Raw genomic sequence first — 17073 nt, 5'->3', positions numbered from 1 at the left:
TCCTACGCCCTCCCCGGCCGGTCAAGTATGGCCGCTGATGTACGCAGTGTGTACGCCGAGGGACGGCTCCCGGGGCCCGTGCGCCGCATCGCGTTCAAGATGTGACCTGGAGGAAGCTGCCATCGCAGACCTGCGGGAATGCTGCGCAGCAGGGTACCGGTGAGGCGCAGGCGCCGGGTCACGGTCCGCGGGGGCGGCGCGGGCCTGCCGTACAGCCGGTGCGCGTGGCCGGGGAGGGTCCCGTACGCAAGCGCGGCGAGCGGGCCCCACAGCAGTTTTCGGCCAGGGCGGAGGACGGCGGGGACGGGCGGACCGCGCAGGAAGTCGTCCACGGCGCGGGCGTCCGCCCCGGCGGCGAGCACCGGCCGGACCTGCTCGAAGTACGCGGCAAGCCCGCGCGTGTCGGCGGGGACGGCATCCGGATCCAGGCCGACGAGGCGGGCGCTCACCCGGTTCTCGTCGACGTAGCGGTCGGCCTGGGCGGGGGTCAGGGGGACCCCGGATCGGCGCAGGACGTGCAGGAAGCTGTCGATCTGGGCGCAGTGCACCCACAGCAGCAGCTCGGGGTCGTCGACGCGGAACCGCTCGCCGGTGGCGGGGTCGGTGGCGGACAGTGACCGGTGGATCCGGCGGACCCGGGCCCCGGCCGCCTCGGCGGCCGCGGTGGTGCCGTAGGTGACGGTGCCGACGAAGTCGGCGGTGCGCAGCAGCCGCCCCCAGGCGTCGTTGCGGAAGTCGGAATTGGCCAGAACGGCGCGCACGGCGCGCGGGTGCAGGGCCTGGAGCCAGAGGGCGCGCACCCCGGCGATCCACATGACCGGATCGCCGTGGCACTGCCAGGTGACGGACGCGGGCCCGTAGAGCCCCGGATCGGCGCCGCCGCTCATCCTTGCCTCCCTGATGCCCTGGAGCCCGGTGGATGCCCTGGAGCCCGGTGTGCGGATACGACACCCGGCCGCGTCGAGCGTGCCACCCCGGGACCGCCGCCCGCCACGGTGCGTCTCCGCGGTGCGTCTCCCCGCCGACCCGGGCTCCGGTCCGAGGCGTCCGACGAGCCGGGGGTCAGGGGGGCGGGAGGGGGATCTGCCAGTGGAGGCGGGTGCCGGGGTGGTCGGGGCGGGTGGCGACCGCCATGTGGCCGCCGAGCCGCTCGGCTCGTTCGGCGAGGTTGCGCAGCCCGCTGCCGCGGCCCCGGCCCTGCCCGCCCGGTTCCTCCGGCAGGCCGACCCCGTCGTCGGCGACCGTGACGGTGAGGACCCCGCCGGCCAGGGCGACCGAGACCTCCGCCGCCGTGGCCCGGGCGTGCCGGGCGACGTTGGTCAGGGCCTCCCCGACGACCGCGAGGACCTCCCGGGCCACGCCCGCCGGCACATCGGTGTCGATGAGCCCCTCCATGCGCAGCGCGGGGGTGAAGCCGAGGACCCGCGCGGCCTCGTCCACGGCCGTGACCAGGCCCAGCCGCAGCTTCCGCGGTGCGCCGGGCCCGGCCCGCCCGCCGGATCCCGCGCCCGCGGTGCGGGCCTCGCCCTCGCGGAGGCCGAAGATCGTCGCCCGGATGATCTTGATGGTGGCGTCGAGGTCGTCCACGGCCCGCGCCAGCCGCTCGGAGGCCTCCGGGTGGTCGACGAACCGCTGGGCGCTCTGCAGGGTCATGCCGGTGGCGAAGAGCCGCTGGATCGCCAGGTCGTGCAGGTCGCGGGCGATGCGGTCGTGGTCCTCCAGCAGGCTCAGCTGCTCGGCGTCCCGGCGCCGGCCGGCGAGTTCCAGGGCGAGGGCCGTCTGCCCGGCGAACCCGGGCAGCCCGGCGACCTCGGCGGCGGCGAAGCCGGGGCGGCCGCGGAGCCGGGCCAGGGTGAGGACGCCGCTGAGTTTCTCCTCCGTGCCGACGGTGACGGCGACGGCCGGGCCGAAGCCCTCCCAGTGCTCCGGCCGCACGGTGATGCGCCCGTCCGTCCCGGCGTCCGCGAACCCGACCAGGCCCTCCCCGGCCAGTGCGGCCGCCGCGAGGGTGCCGGCGGTGTCCGGCAGGACGGTCCCGCGGTGCACCTCGGCGCCCTCCCCCAGGGCGAGCGAGCCGCGCAGCTCCCCCGCGGGGCCGAGGAGGTAGAAGACGCCCAGGTCGGCGCCGGTGATGTCCTTGGCCCGCGCCAGCATGCCCGCGAGGACCTCGTCCTCGGGGGCCCCGGACAGCAGGCCGCTGGTGATGTCGGAGCCGGCCTCCAGCCAGCGTTCGCGCAGCCGGACCTCCTCGAAGAGGCGGGCGTTCTCGATGGCGATGCCGGCCGCCACGGCCAGCGTGGACAGCACGGCCTCGTCCTCCGCGTCGAACTCGGCCCCGCCCCGCTTCTCGGTGATGTACAGGTTCCCGAAGACCTCCTCGCGGACCCGGATGGGGACCCCGAGGAAGGAGTGCATCGCCGGGTGGTGGGGCGGGAAGCCGTACGAGGCGGGGTGCTCGGACAGCTCGGACAGCCGCAGCGGCCGGGGGTGCCGGATGAGCTCGCCGAGGATGCCGTGGCCGGAGGGCAGGGCCCCGATGCGGGCGCGCAGCTCGTCGCTGACCCCGACGGGGAGGAACTCGGCGAGCCGCCGGTCGCTCCCGATCACGCCGAGGGCCCCGTACTCGGCGTCGACGAGGACGACGGCGGCCTCCACGATCCCGCGCAGCACCTGCGGCAGGTCCAGCTCGCGGCCGACCGACATCACGGCTTCCAGGAGCCCGTGCAGCCGGTCCCGGGTCCCCCTGACCTCGTCGATGCGGGACTGGAGCTCGTCGAGCAGTTCGTCCAGCCGCAGCCCCGGAATCCTGCTCCGGGGGGCGGTCGGGCCGTCCGCGCCGCCCATGGACCACCTCCAGCCGCCGGCTCCGGCGGGAAGGGCACCGGCTCCTTCACCGTAGCCCGCCCCGGGGGCCCTTTCCCGTCCGCGCGCGCGTCCGTTCGCCCGGCCGGGGCCCGTCCCTCCGTCCCTTCGCCCGGCAGGGCCCGTCCGGCGGGGGCGGCCGCGGGAGGGCCCGCCCGGGCCCGGAAGGGGACCGTTCGGCCCTCGATCGCGCTGCGCGCCCACCGGATCGTGGGCTGCGTACCCCCGCGTCCGGCAGCCGGGCGCGGGACGGCAGGAGTAGGCAGGGAAGGGCAGGAGGGGCATCGTGAGACAGATCAAGGTTGCGGACCTGATGACCGACGAGGTCGTCTGCGCGGCTCCCGGCACGGCCTTCGGGCACATCGTGCAGCTCCTGGAGGAGCACGGCATCAGCGGGCTCCCGGTCCTCGACGACGAGGACCGCGTCCTCGGGGTCGTCTCCCGGACGGACCTGCTCGCACACCTCCCGCCGGAAGCGCGCACCCCCGGGAAGGCGGGCGGGGCCCCCAAGGAGGCGGGCGGGGCCCCCGGAGAGGCGGCCGGGCCGGCCACCGCGGCCGAGGTGATGTCCGTGCCCGCGGTGACGGTCCGCGCGGACGAGCCCGCGGCCGGCGCCGCCCGGCTGATGGCCCGCTGCGGGGTGGACCGGCTGCCCGTCGTGGACGTGGAGGACCGCCTCGTCGGCATCGTCACCCGCCGGGACCTGCTGCACCTGTTCCTGCGGCCGGACGCGGAGATCCGGCGCCGCGTCGTCACGGAGGTGCTGGACGCCGCCCTGGGCCTGCCGTCGGGGGCCGTCGACGTCCACGTCGTGCACGGGGTCGTCGCCCTGGAGGGCCACGTGGAGCGGCAGAGCCAGCTGACGGTGCTGCGGGGCCTGGTCGAACGCCTCGACGGGGTCGTGTCGGTCGTCTCGCACGTCACGGCGCTCGTCGACGACACCGGCAGCCGCAGCGCCATGGCGTGGTGAGCCGCACGGCAAAGGGCGGAAAGAGCCCGCCCGCTTCTCGCGGAACCCGATTGTGTGGTGCACGGCACGAGGCCGCTTCTCCGCATCCTCAGTATTGGGCTCTCTCCGCACTCTCATTGCAGCACTACCGGGCCCGGTGCGCCAGGGCCGACCGGCCCCCGGTGGGGCCGCTCGGCCCATCGCGCGGGCGCGGGCGCGCGGGGGAACCTGGATACAGCGCACCACCCGACACGACAGGAGCAGTCCCGTGACCGCACCACTGATCGGCTCCGCAGAAGCCGCCCTGTTCGTCGGCGACGCCGTCACCGCGCCCTCGATGCACAACGCGCAGCCCTGGAGGTTCGTCCTCCGCCGGGCCACCGGGACCATCGAGCTGTACGGGGATCCCCGCCGGGCCATGCACCGGGCGGACCCGGACCACCGCGCCCTCCACCTCGGCTGCGCCGCAGCCCTGTTCAACCTGCGCGTCTCCGCCGCCCACCACGGCCGGCAGGCCGACGTACGGCTGCTGCCGGACGACGCCGACCCCTGGCTGCTGGCCGAGGTCGGGTTCACCGACCCCGTCGGCGACGACCAGGACCTGGCCGTGCTGTACCCCGCGCTGCGCAGGCGCCGTACGAGCCGCTTCCCCTTCGGTGACGAGCCGGTCCCGGACGCGCTGCTGGACGGGCTGCGGGCGGCCGCCCTGCTGGAGGGCTGCCGCCTGGACGTGCCGGATCCCTGGCACGTCGACACCCTGCTCGGGCTGGTCCGCGACGCGGAGCAGCGCGAGGAGATCCAGCCGGGGGTGCGGGCCGAGACGGCCGCCTGGACGTACGACACCGCCGAGACCGCGACCGCGGGCGCCGGCGCCGGTACGGGTGCCGATACGAGCGGGAGGCCGCGCCGCGACGGCATCCCGGCCGCCGCCTTCGGCCCGCGCAGCACGGGCGGGGCCGCGACCGTGCGGGACTTCGGCCGGACCAGGCCCGTGGCCGGCCGCGACCGGGCCGCCTTCGAGGAGCACCCGCAGCTGGTCCTGCTCTCCACGGCCGGGGACACGCCCGCCGACTGGCTGCGGGCCGGGCAGGCGCTGGAGCGGATCCTGCTGCAGGCCACCGCCGACGGCCTGGCCACGTCCATGACCTCCCAGCCCCTGGAATGGCCCGAACTGCGGTGGCCGGCCCGGAACCCGGTCACGGGCACGGGCCACATCCAGATGGTCGTCCGGCTGGGCTACGGCCCGCAGGGCCCGGGCACGCCCCGCCGGGCGGTCGCGGAGGTCCTGCACGTCCTGTGACACCGGTGTCCCCCGCCTCTGCTCCGTGACGGGAGTTCGGCCTTCCGTATCCGTGTGCTCCCGATAGGCTTTGCGCCGGTTGAGTGCAAGGAGAGCCGGTTCATGGTGGGGGATTCACTGTCCCAGATGCCGAAGATGCGTCTGGACGAGTTGCTCGACGAGCTCCAGGGGCGGATCGACGCCGCCCGCGGCACGCGCGACCGCGTGCACAGCCTCCTGGAGGCCGTCGTGTCGGTGGGGCGGGAGCTGGAGCTCTCCCAGGTCCTGCGCCGCATCGTGGAGGCCGCCGCGCTGCTCGTCGACGCCGAGTACGGCGCCCTCGGGGTCATCGGGCCGGACGGCAGGACGCTCTCGCAGTTCCTGACCGTCGGCCTGTCCGACGAGGAGATCGCCCGGATCGGGCCGCTGCCGTCCGGCCACGGCCTGCTGGGCGAGGTGATCCGGCACCCGGAGCCGCTGCGGCTGGCCGATCTCGGCAAGCACCCGTCCTCGCACGGCTTCCCCGCCCACCACCCGCCGATGCGCACGTTCCTGGGCGTGCCCATCCGGGTGCGGGAGGAGGTGTTCGGGAACCTCTACCTCACCGACAAGCGGGGCGGCCAGGATTTCGACACGGAGGACGAGTCGGTCATCACCACCCTGTCGGTGGCCGCCGGTGTCGCCATCGACAACGCCCGCCTGTACGAGGGCTCCCAGCGCCAGCAGCACTGGCTGCGGGCCAATGCCGAGATCACGGGGAGCCTGCTGTCCGGGAGTTCGCGCACCGAGGTGCTCCAGCTCATCGCGCGCCGGGCGCAGGACATCACCGGCGCGCAGGCCGCGGAGATCGCCACCGCGCTGCCCGGGGCGGACGGCCTGCTGGTGGAGGTGGCCACCGGCGCCGGGGCCGAGGCCCGGCAGGGGCTGGTCCTGCCCCTGGCGGGGACGATGGTGGGGGCCGCGCACACCGAGGGCGCCCCGGTGTCGAGCCCGCGGGCCGCCACCGACCGGCGGTTCGACGCGGACTCGGCGCCGGCCGGCGCCGAGGGCCCGGCGGTGGCGGTGCCCCTGGGCACGGGCGGCACACCGACGCGGGGCGTGCTGTTCCTCGCCCGGGCCGCGGGCGATCCCGTGTTCAGCGACGGCGAGCTCGAACCTCTGCTGGCCTTCGCCGGGCAGGCGGCGCTCGGCCTGGAACTGGCGGACCGGCGGCGGGACGCCGAGCAGATCGCCCTGCTGGAGGAGCGCGACCGCATCGCCCGCGATCTCCACGACCTGGCCATCCAGCGGCTGTTCGCCACCGGGATGACCCTGCAGAGCGCGGCCCGCCTGGTGGAGCACGGCGGGGCCGCGCAGCGGCTCGGCCGGGCCGTGGACGACCTCGACGAAACCATCAAGATCATCCGGTCGACCATCTTCGGGCTGCGCACCAAGGACCGGGACGGTGCGGGCGGTGCGGGGCTGCGCGCCCGCGCGGCGCGGGCGGTCGGCGAGGCCGCGACCCTGCTCGGGCACCCGCCGCGGCTGAGCATGGAGGGCCTGCTCGATACCGACGTGCCCGACGACGTGGCCGACCACGTCGTGGCCGTGCTCGGGGAACTGCTCAGCAACGCGGCCCGGCACGCGCACGCCGGCCGGGTCGGGGTGTCGCTCAAGGCGGGCGGCGGCGAGGTCGTGCTGACCGTGTCGGACGACGGGGTGGGCATCCCCGAGCAGGGCCGCCGCAGCGGTCTGGCCAACCTGGACGAGCGGGCCCGCAGCGTCGGCGGCACGTTCCTGATCGAATCGCCGGACGAAGGCGGCAGCCGGCTCGTGTGGCGGGCCCCGCTGCACCAGGACGCGGCCTCGGCGGAGCTCGCCTGATCAGCCGGCCCCGGCACACGGGGCCGCGCCGGGCTCCGCGACCACACGGAATCCCGCGACCGCCCGGGATGGCGCGGCCGCCCGGGATGGCGCGGCCGCCCGGGATGGCGCGGCCGCACGGGGTTCCGCTCCCGGGGGCGGCTCCGGCGCGTCCGCGCCCGGCTCCGGGGCCGCGGCGCGCTCCAGCCGGAAGCCGGTGACCAGGTCCGGCCGGATGCGGACGACGCGGCAGGGCTCCTGGCCGAGCACCCAGGGCCGCAGCCGGTCCTCGTACGCGGCCGCCTGGACGGGGTCGGTCACCGGGCGTGCGTAGCCGGTGACCACGACGCTCCAGCCGAGGCGGGTGCGGGTGTCGATGTCGTCCGTCTCGTACGCGACGACGACGCCCTCGCCGTCGGAGGACACCGCCAGCGCGGCGAGCGCGCCGCCGTCGTGCACCCGCAGGACGATGTCCTCGCCGTCCAGGAGGTGGTTCACGGGGCGTACCGCGGGGAGCGCGTGCCGGGTGAAGACGACCCGCCCCAGGGGGACCGTCCCGAGCAGGCGCAGGGCCTCGCCGCGGGGCAGGGGCCGCATGCGGCGTGCGCCCTCCCCGTCCACTTCGTGTTCCATGATGTGCACCTGTGGTCCGAAGGAGATCGATTTGCTGCGTACTGTGCTCTTGTGTGAACCAGCAGCGTCCCCCGGACCGTGGGCGCCGCACCAGGGCCGAACGGTCCTCTCCGGGTTCACCACCAGCCGCAGTGCAGCTCGCGGTCCGCACCGACCACCCGCAGCGACTTGGCCAGCAGCGGCGACACGCCCTGGAGCAGGAGCCGCGCCCCGGTGCGCGCGCACCGCCGGTGCAGGCGCAGGAACATGTCGATGCCCGAGGTGTCGCAGAACGCGAGCCCGGACAGGTCCAGCACCACGTCCCCGCCGCCGTCGGCGACCCGCGCGAGTCTCGGCTCGACGGCCGCGACCGTGTGCACGTCCAGCTCGCCCACGACGGCGACGCCCGCCCCGTACTCGTCCTGTACGACCGTCCTGAGCGCGATCATCGTCCTGCCCATGTGTCCCTCTCCCCTCCTGCGTCACCGTGTCCGGCCGAGCCCGTTCCGGGCACGGCGGTCCGGCCGCCCCCATCCCATCAGCCGCACAGCCGGAGGCATAAGGTCCGCATGCCCCGTACCGAGGGCCGAAGGTCCCGATGTCCGTGGTTCCGGTGACGGACCGGCCCGTACCGCGCTAAGGGAAGGGCCGATCGGCCCCTGTCGTGCGGTCCTCCGGCGGGGGAGGATGCGTATGCGCGCGTACGTCCGGTACCCGCCCGAACGAGGAGCAGAAGAATGACCGACAGCGGTGCCCCCCACCCGGCAGCGGAGCCGATCAGCGTCTTCCTCCTCGACGACCACGAGGTCGTCCGCCGCGGCGTGCACGACCTGCTGGAGGCCGAGCCGGACATCCGCGTGGTGGGCGAGGCCTCCACGGCGGAGCAGGCGCTCGTCCGGGTCCCGGCGCTGCGCCCGCGGGTGGCGGTGCTCGACGTACGGCTCCAGGACGGCGACGGCGTCACCGTCTGCCGCGAGCTGCGCTCCCGGATGCCGGACCTGGCCTGCCTGATGCTCACCTCGTTCGACGACGAGGAGGCGCTGCTCGACGCCATCATGGCCGGCGCCTCCGGCTACGTCCTCAAGCAGATCAGCGGGACCGACCTGGTCACCGCGGTCCGCACGGTGGCCTCAGGCAAGTCGATGCTCGACCCGGGCGCCACGGCCCGGGTGATGGCCCGGATGCGGGGCGAGGTACCGCAGGAGGAGCAGGTTCCGGGCCTGCCGGGGTTCACGGACCGGGAGAAGGAGATCCTGGTGCTGGTCAGCGAGGGCCTGACGAACCGCGAGATCGGCAAGCGGCTCTACCTCGCCGAGAAGACGGTGAAGAACATCGTCTCGCGCCTGTTCATCAAGCTCGGCGTCGACCGGCGCGTCCAGGCCGCCGTGATCGCCAGCCACACCCTCGTCCCGTCCAACCGCCAGCCGGGCCGCCCCGCCTGAGGGCCGCGGCGGCGGGCGGCGGGCGGCTGGTGCAGGCCCGCCGCCCGCCGTCCGCGCGTTCAGGACTGCGGCACCACGGCCACGGGGCACCGCGCGTGGTGCAGGACCGCGTGGGCCGCCGAACCGATCCTGCTGCCGACGGGCCCCTTGCGCGTACGCCGGCCCACGACCAGCAGCGACGCGGAACCCTCCGCCGCCGACAGCAGCACCTGCCCGGCGCTGCCCAGTTCGACGTGCTCCACCACGGGCACCTCGGGGTACTTCTCGCGCCACGGCTCCAGCGCCCGGCGCAGCGCCGCCTGCTCGTACTGCACGAGCCCGCCGTCCTGGTCGGAGATCCACATCGAGCCGGGGCTGTACGCGTAGATCGACGGCAGGTCCCAGGCACGCACCGCCCGTACGGCGGCCCCGCGCGCGGCGGCCGCCTCGAACGCGAAGCCCAGGACGTCGTGGCTGTCCTCGGGGTAGCCGTACTGGCCGACGACGACCTCGCCCGGCCGGCTGCCTTCCCCGGCGTCCCGTCCGGCGTCCGGCTGTTCGGCGTCGGCCGCGCGCACGGACACCACCGGGCAGGCGGCCTCGCCGATGACCTGCTGCCCGTACGAGCCCAGCAGGAACCCGAGGACCGGGCCGTGGCCCCGGGTGCCCAGGGCCAGCAGCTCCGCCTGCTCCGCCTCCCGCAGCAGGGCGGGCACCGGCGCGTCCGACACGACCTCGGTGACGATGCCCAGCTCCGGATGGCGCGCGGCGACCTCGTCGGCCGCGGCGTGCAGCACGGCGTCGGCGCGGCGGGCCTCCTCCTCCCGGTCCTGGGCCATCGGCAGTGCCACCGGCTGCCACAGCCAGGCGTGGACCAGGCGCAGGCCCAGACCCCGCCGGACCGCCTCGTCCGCCGCCCACCGCGCGGCGGCCCGGCTCTCCGGGGATCCGTCCACTCCGACGGCGATGACAGGTGTCACGGCTCTGCCCTCCATACTGCTCGGCTGCATACTGCTCGGCTGTGCTCTCCGGGGGGCGGCACGTCGGCCCCCCGATTCCACTCTGGCGGGCCGCCCCCCGCCCGCCGAAGGGCCGACCGGCCCTCACCCCGGGCCGGTCGGCACCCTCCGGCCCGGGCGGCACCGGCCGGGACCGGGCGAGCAGGCGCAACCGGGCCGCGACCCGGTCACGCAGCGGCGGCCGCGGGCACCGCGGCAGACCCCCGGGCGGGCGGCGGGGCGCACCCGCCCGGGCAGTGGGTCGGCCGGCAGGGGGTCCGCACGGGTGACGGGGCGGCCCGCTCAGGCCACGGGGGTCGTCGGCCACGGGGTGAAGGGGACCGCCCCGCCGCTGCGCACGGCCTCCACCGCGCTCTGGTGCACCGCCCGGCTGGCCTCGGAGCTCGGGCAGACCACGGGGCTGCCCGCCAGGGCGTACCACTCGGACGCGCCCGCGTACTGCACCGCGATGTGCGCCCGCTCCTGCTCCCACGTGGTGTGCACCGTCAGTTCACCTGTGAGGGTGCCGGCTGCGTCGGTGAGCACGCCGCCCGGGCCGGCGTACACCCCGGGAGTGGTCCATTCTGCGGATGCCATGTCAGATCACCTCGGAACGGGACTGGACTGGACTGAACTGGACTGAATCGGACTGGGCCGGACTGCGTATCGGTGTCGATTCCCTGGATCCCATGCTGCGGCAGGCACGGACGGACGGCACAGGGCCATGCGGCCCCCGAGCAGGCCTGCTGGGCCCTGCTCCGGCCCGGTCCCGCCCCGCGCGCGGGGGTTTCCGCAGGGGCACTGCCCGGAAGGATCCGGACCATGAGGGTCTCCGCATCGAAGGCGTCCGCATCACGAGTGTCCGCGGCGAAGGTGTCCGCGTCCATGTCGGCGCCCGCGGTGGCCGTTCCCGCCGTGACGCCGATCCGCGAGGTCGCCCGGCGGATGGACGGCCACGGCGTCGGCTCCGTCGTCGTGACCGAGGACGGGGAGCTGTGCGGCATCGTCACCGACCGGGACCTCGCCGTGCGCGTCGTGGCCGCGGGCGCCGACCCGGACGGGGCGGTCCGGACGGTGATGTCCTCCCCCGTCGTCACCGTGGACGCCGGGGACGACATCCACACGGCGTACCGGATCTTCCGGAACACCGGTGTGCGGCGCCTTCCCGTACTGGACGGGGTCCGGGTGGTGGGCGTGCTGACGGTGGACGACCTGCTGATGGACGTCTTCCAGCGGGTGGCGGACCTGCTGGGGCCGGTCGCCTGGAGCGTCCTCGCGGAGCCTCCGGGCCCGCCGGACACCGCGTAGCCCAGCCGCGCAGCACCGTACCCACCCCGCCGCGCAGCCCCGCACGGCCCCCGCCGCGCAGCCCCGCCGCGCGTCCGCCGTCAGTCGTCAGTCGTCGTCCGCGCCCTGCTCCGGGCGGGCGCGCCCGGACCAGTACGGCTCGACGCGCGCCCAGTCCCGCTCCCACTGCCGCAGACTGCCCGCCTCGATCCGGCGCAGCCGTACGGTGACCAGCCCGCCGGCGCTCAGGACGACCGCCGCGAGGGTGCCGGCGGCCGCGGCGATCGCGTCGAGGGTGATCGCGTCCGCGGTGCGCGGCGGCTTGAGGGACACGTCTCCCGCGTCGTCCACCCATATGGCGACGGCCTTCCCGGCCGGCGTGCGGGGCGGAACGGGGACGGGCCCGGTGTGCACGCGGGAGCCCGGATACCGCCAGGTGGCCTGCGCCGAGGCCGCGGGCACACCGGCGGTCCGGGCTGCCTCCGGCCCCGCCGGCTCGGCCACGGTGGTGGCCGTGACCCGGTGCAGGAGACGGGCCCGGGCCTCGGCGGCGCGCTCGCCGGCGGCGTGCACGGCCATGCCGGTGCCGATCGCGCAGACCACCGCGAGCACACAGGCCAGCGCGAAGACGGCGTGCCAGCGGGCGCGGGCACGGTCGGCCCCCCGCCGCAGCGGGTTCGCCCCCGTACCGGCGCCCCGGCCGGGCGTCCGGCAGGACATCGCGCACCTCCGGGGTCATCCCCTCTCCCCCACTGTCCTCCGCTGCCGCTCCCCAAGCCATGCAGCGGCGACCTGGGCGGGGTCCGGCGACGGAGAAGGGCACGCGCCGCAGCCGGCCGGGGCACCCCCGGCCGCGGCCACCGCGCCTCCCCTCGGGAGGACATCGTCCGCTGCCCGGCAGCGAAGCGGAAGGGGGCGGGCCGGTCTCACGCGGGGTCGGCCGGGGCGCCGTCCGTGTCTCCCCGCCAGGTGCGGTAGGCGGCGACGGCGGTGGGGAGGGTGGCGAAGATGCGGTCCTCGCCGACGGACGCCGTGAGGCCGTAGGCGTCGAGGGGGTCGCGGAGGTCCTGTTTGACGCGGGCGAGGGCGAAGACGATGCCGCGGTCGGTGAGCTCGGCGCGCAGGGCCTCGACCGCGTCGAGGGCGGTGATGTCGACCTCGACGTTGGCCTCGGTGTTCAGGACGAACCAGCGGACGGATTCGTCCTGCGCGTCGACGGCGGCCAGGGCGCGGCGGCGGAAGTCGTCGGCGTTGGCGAAGAAGAGCGGGGAGTCGTAGCGGTAGACGAGGAGGCCGGGGACGGTGCGGGCGGTCGGGTAGTCGTCGATGTCGTGCATGCCGGCCAGGCCGGGGACGATGCCCTGGACGGCGTCGTGCGGGCGGGCGACCCGGGTGAGCAGTTCGGCGACGGACAGGGCCACGGCGACGAGGACGCCGTACAGGATGCCGAGGGCGAGGACGCCGAGGGTGCATCCGACGGCGAGGAGGAGTTCGCGGCGGCGGAAGGCGGCGAGCCGGCGGAACTCGCCGGCCTCGACCAGGCGCAGGGCGGCGTACACGACGATGGCGCCGAGGGCGGCCGACGGGGTGTGGGCGAGCAGGGGGCCGAGGAAGAGCAGAACACAGACGACGCAGGCGGCGCCGGCGAGGGAGTACACCTGGGTGCGGGCACCGGCGGAGTCCGCGAGGGCGGTGCGGCTGGCGCTGCTGCTGACGGGGAAGCCCTGCAGGACGCCGGCGCCGAGGTTGGCCGCGCCGAGGGCGAGCAGCTCGCGGTCCGCGTCCAGGGGCTGCGGGTCGTCGCGGCGGGCGAAGGCGCGCGCGGTGAGGACGACGTCCGAGTAGCCGACGAGGAGCACTCCGAGGGCGGGCAGGACCAGGTCGGGGTAGTCGGACGGGCGGGGCAGGGCGAAGCCGGGCAGCCCGGTGGGGACGGCGCCGATGACGTCGATGCCGTACCGGGAGTCGAGGCCGAAGCCGGCCACCACGGCCGTGGAGAGGGCGAGGACGACGAGCGGTCCGGGCACGGCGCGCCCCAGCAGGGGCAGGGTGAACAGCAGGGCCAGGCATCCTGCGGCCAGGACGGCCGTGGGCCGGTGCACGTCGCCGAGGTCGCGGAGGAACGAGAACAGCTGCGGGAAGAACCCGGACCCGCTGCCGCTGACCCCGGTGAGCTTGGGCAGCTGGTCCACGATCATGATGCAGGCGACGCCGGCCATGTAGCCGACGAGCACGGGGTGGGAGAGCAGGTCCGCGAGGAAGCCGAGCCGGACGGCCCAGGCGACCGTGCAGAGCAGGCCGACCACGACCGCGAGGGCCGCCGCGAGCACCGCGTACCGCGCGGGGTCACCGCCCGCGAGCGGGGCGACGGCCACGGCGGTCATGAGGGCCGTGGTCGACTCCGGTCCGACGGACAGCAGCCGGGAGGACCCGGCCAGGGTGTAGAGCACCATGGCCGGAAGGACCGCCCACAGGCCGGTGACCGGCGGCAGGCCGGCCACCCCGGCGTAGGCCATGACCTGGGGCACGAGATAGGCGGCGACCGTGACCCCCGCCAGGAGGTCACCGCGCAGCCATGCCTTCCGGTAGCCGCGGAAGACGGGCGGAAGCACAGCGATCCGTCGCCGCTGCGGCATGGCACCTCCGGGACTCCCTGCGGGCGTGTGCCGGACCATCGTGCCGTGCGAGCGGGCACGGGTGGGTGAAGCGCGCGAGCGCGGCCCGGCCGCTGCCCGCTACCGGCAGCTCACGGGGGCGCGGGCCCCGCGGCATGGCCGCGCAGTACGGCGAGCCGCCGCGCGTACTCCTCGTCGTCGATCTCGCCCTTGGCGTACCGCTCCGCGAGGAGCGTCTCGGCCCCCTCCGCGGAGGCGGTGCCGGAAGCGGTGCGCGGAGCGGGCGCCGCGGGCGCGGCCGCACCCTCCGCGGCCGCACGGTCCCGCTTGAAGCTGCGGGCCACGAAAACGGCAGCTGCGATGATCAGGGCCCAGAAGACGAGCGTCGTGAGGGACATGGCGAACCAGCCCCAAGGACCCATGTGACCGTTCCAGTACATGTCATACCTGCCGGGTCGACGGGTTGGGCGGCGGGAACCCGGCCGCCTGCTGCCAGGATCCCCGGCCGGGCGGCACCGGGCATGAGTCGATCGGGCCACAGCGGGGACCACAGGGCCCATGGCCGCCCTTCCTGAGACAATTCCGGTGGAAGAGCACGGCGCAGACCGAACCAGGGGGGACACAGACCGAACCGGGGGCGATCATGTCCGACGATCCGGCCACCTCCGCCGGGGCACCGATCAAGGTGTTCCTCCTCGACGACCACGAGGTCGTCCGGCGCGGGCTGCGCGACCTCCTCGACTCCGAGCCGGACATCACCGTCGTGGGTGAGGCGGGCACGGCCGAGCAGGCGCTGGTCCGCGGCCCGGCGCTGCGCCCGGACGTCGCCGTGCTCGACGTACGGCTGCCCGACGGCGACGGCATCGGGGTCTGCCGGGAGCTGCGGTCGCGCATGCCGGGGCTGGCCTGCCTGATGCTGACGTCGTTCGACGACGAGGACGCCCTGCTGGACGCGATCATGGCGGGGGCCGCCGGTTACGTGCTGAAGCAGGTCAAGGGCTCCGACCTGGTGGCCGCCGTGCGGACGGTCGCCACCGGCCAGTCCATGCTGGACCCGGCCACGACCGCCCGCCTGATGCACTCCCTGCGCGACCCGGAGCCGGCCGCGGAACCGGAGGACCCGCGCCTGGCCGCGCTGTCGGAGCGGGAGCGGGCCGTCCTGGAACTCATCGGCGACGGCCTGACCAACCGGCAGATCGCCAAGCGGCTGTACCTGTCCGAGAAGACGGTCAAGAACCACATCTCCCGGCTCCTGGGCAAGCTCGGGGTCGAGCGCCGGGTCCAGGCGGCCGTGATCGCCGCACAGGTCCACGACCACCACCACGGTCACGAGCACGAGCACGGCCGCGGCGGCTGACCGCCCGGACGGCTCACACCGGTACGGCATCGGCGCCGAGGCCGGTGGAGGGCCGCCCGGTCCCCGGACGGGACCGTTCGGCCCTCGATCCCCCCGCCGCTCCGGCGGATGGTGAATGGCACACGCACCGGAGATCAGCCGCGCGCCCACATCGTCACGTCATGTCACGTCACGGGCACGGGCACGGGGCACGGGCACGGCGGAACAGGAGGGCCTCATGAACCGGATCAAGGTTGCGGACCTGATGACCGACGAGGTCGTCTCCGTGACGCCCGGCACCGCTTTCAAGGACATCGCGAAGCTGCTCGCCCAGTACGACATCAGCGGGGTACCCGTCCTGGACGACGAGGACCGCGTGGTGGGCGTCGTCTCGCAGACCGACGTGCTGGCGCACGCCGCACCCGACCCGCACGCTCCCCGGCAGGACCGGGACCGGGCACGGCCGCCCACGGCCGGCGGGATCATGACGGCCCCCGCGGTCACCGTCCACGCCGAGGCGACCGCCGCCGACGCCGCCCGGCTGATGACGCGCCGCGGCATCGAACGGCTGCCCGTCGTGGACGTGGAGGACCGGCTCGTCGGCATCGTCACCCGCAGGGACCTGCTCCGCATGTTCCTGCGTCCGGACGCCGAGGTGCGCCGGCGTGTCCGGGACGTCCTCGGATACGTTCTGGGCGGGGCGGCCGACGACGTCGACGTCCGCGTGGTGGACGGCATCGTGACCCTGGACGGGTCCGTGCCGCTCCGCAGCCGGCTGGACGTGCTCCTCGGCCTCGTCGAACGGCTCGACGGGGTCGTGGCCGTGGCCGTGCACGTCACGGCCCGCACCGACGACGGGGCGGGCACGCACGCCGGCCGCTCCCGTCACCCGATGCCGTGGTGACGCGCGGCCGACCGCATGGAGGAAATCGCCGTCATGAAGAACCACGTGGCAGTCGGAGTCGACGGTTCCGCGGAGAGCCGGGCGGCGGCACGCTGGGCCGCGCAGGAGGCCGTACTGCGGGGCGTGCCGTTGCGGCTCGTCCATGCCGTCGACTGGCCCCTGGACCCGGTGCTCCCCGGCCTGGGCCGCCAGGACGTCGACCGCTGGGCGGACCGGGCACTGGCCGAGACGGCGCAGGAACTCCGGCAGCGCCATCCGCAGCTCGACGTCACGGCCCGCTGCCCCACGGCCCAGCCGGCGGCCGCCCTGGCCGCCGAGGCCGCCGACGCGGGCCTGCTGGTGCTGGGGTCACGGGGCCTGGGCGGGCTGGTCGGCTTCGTCGTCGGCTCGGTGGCGATGTCGACCGTGGTCGCGACCGACGCGCCGGTGGTCCTCGTCCGCAGCGCCGGCACCCACGCTGACGACACCGCCGACGCCGCCGACGGCGAAGCGGACGCCGTCGGCGGGCCGGGAAGCGGCTCGGCCGCCGCCGGGATCGCCGTGGGGGTGGACGTACACGAGGCGTGCGACCGGGTTCTCGCCTTCGCCTTCGAGGAGGCGGCCCGGCGCGGCTGCCCGCTGCAGGCCGTGCACGGCTGGAAGCTGCCGCCCGCGTACGCGTACGCCCCCTTCGCCGACCCGGACGTCGAGCGGGAGATCGGCCGGAGCGCCTCGAACCTGCTGGACGACATGCTCGCGCCCTGGCGGCAGAGGTTCCCCGAAGTGAGCGTCACCTGCACGGTGTTCAGGGGCTCTGCGGGTGAGCTGCTGGTCCGGGCGAGCCGGAGTGCGGCTCTGGTCGTGGTGGGACGCCACCGCCGCCGCTCACCCCTCGGCGCGCGCCTGGGCCCGGTCGCCCACGCGGTCCTGCACCATGCCGCCGCCCCGGTCGCCGTCATCGCCCACGACTGAACGGGGGCTCAGTCGAC

17 protein-coding genes are annotated in these 17073 nt (G+C 75.5%); 8 read left to right on the top strand and 9 right to left on the bottom strand.

The annotated features are described in order from the left end of the window. Window positions 1-2 precede the first annotated feature (2 nt). Window positions 3-887 (bottom strand): oxygenase MpaB family protein, encoded by an 885-nt coding sequence (locus ACIQUT_RS10035; protein ID WP_403561345.1) that lies wholly within the window; start codon window positions 885-887, stop codon window positions 3-5. A gap of 175 nt (window positions 888-1062) precedes the next feature. Further along, complete coding sequence (locus tag ACIQUT_RS10030; RefSeq protein ID WP_403561343.1) at window positions 1063-2844, bottom strand: GAF domain-containing protein; 1782 nt, start codon at window positions 2842-2844, stop codon at window positions 1063-1065. 304 nt (window positions 2845-3148) lie between these two features. Here ACIQUT_RS10030 and ACIQUT_RS10025 point away from each other — a divergent pair, with 304 nt between their 5' ends. The 3 genes from ACIQUT_RS10025 (at window position 3149) to ACIQUT_RS10015 (ending at window position 6953) form a co-directional block, all read left to right on the top strand. Beyond that, complete coding sequence (locus ACIQUT_RS10025) at window positions 3149-3832, top strand: HPP family protein (RefSeq protein WP_403561341.1); 684 nt, start codon at window positions 3149-3151, stop codon at window positions 3830-3832. 247 nt (window positions 3833-4079) lie between these two features. Then, entirely contained in the window at window positions 4080-5111 is a 1032-nt protein-coding gene (locus ACIQUT_RS10020) for an Acg family FMN-binding oxidoreductase (RefSeq protein ID WP_403561339.1), read from the top strand. A 126-nt stretch (window positions 5112-5237) separates the two neighbouring features. Further along, a complete protein-coding gene (locus ACIQUT_RS10015) occupies window positions 5238-6953 on the top strand; it encodes a GAF domain-containing protein (RefSeq protein ID WP_403561337.1) in 1716 nt (571 codons plus the stop codon). Here the strand turns inward: ACIQUT_RS10015 and ACIQUT_RS10010 are convergent, their stop codons facing one another. After that, window positions 6954-7565: a pyridoxamine 5'-phosphate oxidase family protein gene (locus tag ACIQUT_RS10010; protein WP_403561335.1), complete on the bottom strand. Its 612-nt coding sequence runs from the start codon at window positions 7563-7565 to the stop codon at window positions 6954-6956. A 116-nt stretch (window positions 7566-7681) separates the two neighbouring features. Continuing rightward, entirely contained in the window at window positions 7682-8005 is a 324-nt protein-coding gene (locus tag ACIQUT_RS10005) for an STAS domain-containing protein (protein WP_403561333.1), read from the bottom strand. 276 nt (window positions 8006-8281) lie between these two features. Here ACIQUT_RS10005 and ACIQUT_RS10000 point away from each other — a divergent pair, with 276 nt between their 5' ends. Beyond that, window positions 8282-8986: a response regulator gene (locus ACIQUT_RS10000; RefSeq protein WP_403561331.1), complete on the top strand. Its 705-nt coding sequence runs from the start codon at window positions 8282-8284 to the stop codon at window positions 8984-8986. A 59-nt stretch (window positions 8987-9045) separates the two neighbouring features. Here ACIQUT_RS10000 and ACIQUT_RS09995 read toward each other — a convergent pair whose 3' ends face one another. Continuing rightward, complete coding sequence (locus ACIQUT_RS09995) at window positions 9046-9945, bottom strand: universal stress protein (protein ID WP_403561329.1); 900 nt, start codon at window positions 9943-9945, stop codon at window positions 9046-9048. 321 nt (window positions 9946-10266) lie between these two features. Beyond that, a complete protein-coding gene (locus tag ACIQUT_RS09990; RefSeq protein ID WP_403561327.1) occupies window positions 10267-10560 on the bottom strand; it encodes a hypothetical protein in 294 nt (97 codons plus the stop codon). Window positions 10561-10785: 225 nt separating this feature from the next. Here ACIQUT_RS09990 and ACIQUT_RS09985 point away from each other — a divergent pair, with 225 nt between their 5' ends. Further along, entirely contained in the window at window positions 10786-11271 is a 486-nt protein-coding gene (locus tag ACIQUT_RS09985) for a CBS domain-containing protein (protein ID WP_403561325.1), read from the top strand. Window positions 11272-11358: 87 nt separating this feature from the next. On the opposite strand, the gene ACIQUT_RS09980 is transcribed toward ACIQUT_RS09985, so the two are convergent. The 3 genes from ACIQUT_RS09980 to ACIQUT_RS09970 all read right to left on the bottom strand — a co-directional run bounded on the left by ACIQUT_RS09980 (window position 11359) and on the right by ACIQUT_RS09970 (window position 14305). Further along, the gene (locus tag ACIQUT_RS09980) at window positions 11359-11970 is read right to left on the bottom strand and encodes a hypothetical protein (protein ID WP_403561324.1); all 612 of its coding nucleotides are present in this window, start codon (window positions 11968-11970) and stop codon (window positions 11359-11361) included. 206 nt (window positions 11971-12176) lie between these two features. Continuing rightward, window positions 12177-13886, bottom strand: a complete 1710-nt coding sequence (locus ACIQUT_RS09975) for a SulP family inorganic anion transporter (RefSeq protein ID WP_403561322.1) — start codon at window positions 13884-13886, stop codon at window positions 12177-12179. A 110-nt stretch (window positions 13887-13996) separates the two neighbouring features. Continuing rightward, entirely contained in the window at window positions 13997-14305 is a 309-nt protein-coding gene (locus ACIQUT_RS09970) for an SHOCT domain-containing protein (protein ID WP_403561320.1), read from the bottom strand. A 203-nt stretch (window positions 14306-14508) separates the two neighbouring features. Here ACIQUT_RS09970 and ACIQUT_RS09965 point away from each other — a divergent pair, with 203 nt between their 5' ends. From ACIQUT_RS09965 to ACIQUT_RS09955, 3 genes are all read left to right on the top strand, one after another. Continuing rightward, window positions 14509-15222: a response regulator gene (locus tag ACIQUT_RS09965; protein ID WP_403561318.1), complete on the top strand. Its 714-nt coding sequence runs from the start codon at window positions 14509-14511 to the stop codon at window positions 15220-15222. Between the two features lie 217 nt (window positions 15223-15439). Continuing rightward, on the top strand, window positions 15440-16105 hold the full coding sequence (locus ACIQUT_RS09960; protein WP_403561317.1) for a CBS domain-containing protein: 666 nt from the start codon (window positions 15440-15442) through the stop codon (window positions 16103-16105). A gap of 33 nt (window positions 16106-16138) precedes the next feature. Then, entirely contained in the window at window positions 16139-17056 is a 918-nt protein-coding gene (locus ACIQUT_RS09955) for a universal stress protein (protein WP_403561315.1), read from the top strand. The last annotated feature ends 17 nt before the right edge of the window (window positions 17057-17073 follow it).

The sequence above is a fragment of the Streptomyces sp. NPDC090445 genome, from assembly GCF_044769385.1.
GTDB lineage: Bacteria > Actinomycetota > Actinomycetes > Streptomycetales > Streptomycetaceae > Streptomyces.
The sequence above is the reverse complement of the archived record's forward strand: the minus strand, read 5'-3'. Positions and strand labels throughout refer to the sequence as shown.

Excerpts from the sequence above, each read along its gene's own strand:
- ACIQUT_RS10035 (WP_403561345.1), bottom strand. The coding sequence starts at position 887 with ATGAGCGGCGGCGCCGATCCGGGGCTCTACGGGCCCGCGTCCGTCACC.
- ACIQUT_RS10030 (WP_403561343.1), bottom strand. The coding sequence starts at position 2,844 with ATGGGCGGCGCGGACGGCCCGACCGCCCCCCGGAGCAGGATTCCGGGG.
- ACIQUT_RS10015 (WP_403561337.1), top strand. The coding sequence starts at position 5,238 with ATGCCGAAGATGCGTCTGGACGAGTTGCTCGACGAGCTCCAGGGGCGG.
- ACIQUT_RS10010 (WP_403561335.1), bottom strand. The coding sequence starts at position 7,565 with ATGGAACACGAAGTGGACGGGGAGGGCGCACGCCGCATGCGGCCCCTG.
- ACIQUT_RS10005 (WP_403561333.1), bottom strand. The coding sequence starts at position 8,005 with ATGGGCAGGACGATGATCGCGCTCAGGACGGTCGTACAGGACGAGTAC.
- ACIQUT_RS10000 (WP_403561331.1), top strand. The coding sequence starts at position 8,282 with ATGACCGACAGCGGTGCCCCCCACCCGGCAGCGGAGCCGATCAGCGTC.
- ACIQUT_RS09990 (WP_403561327.1), bottom strand. The coding sequence starts at position 10,560 with ATGGCATCCGCAGAATGGACCACTCCCGGGGTGTACGCCGGCCCGGGC.
- ACIQUT_RS09985 (WP_403561325.1), top strand. The coding sequence starts at position 10,786 with ATGAGGGTCTCCGCATCGAAGGCGTCCGCATCACGAGTGTCCGCGGCG.
- ACIQUT_RS09980 (WP_403561324.1), bottom strand. The coding sequence starts at position 11,970 with ATGTCCTGCCGGACGCCCGGCCGGGGCGCCGGTACGGGGGCGAACCCG.
- ACIQUT_RS09975 (WP_403561322.1), bottom strand. The coding sequence starts at position 13,886 with ATGCCGCAGCGGCGACGGATCGCTGTGCTTCCGCCCGTCTTCCGCGGC.
- ACIQUT_RS09970 (WP_403561320.1), bottom strand. The coding sequence starts at position 14,305 with ATGTACTGGAACGGTCACATGGGTCCTTGGGGCTGGTTCGCCATGTCC.
- ACIQUT_RS09965 (WP_403561318.1), top strand. The coding sequence starts at position 14,509 with ATGTCCGACGATCCGGCCACCTCCGCCGGGGCACCGATCAAGGTGTTC.
- ACIQUT_RS09960 (WP_403561317.1), top strand. The coding sequence starts at position 15,440 with ATGAACCGGATCAAGGTTGCGGACCTGATGACCGACGAGGTCGTCTCC.
- ACIQUT_RS09955 (WP_403561315.1), top strand. The coding sequence starts at position 16,139 with ATGAAGAACCACGTGGCAGTCGGAGTCGACGGTTCCGCGGAGAGCCGG.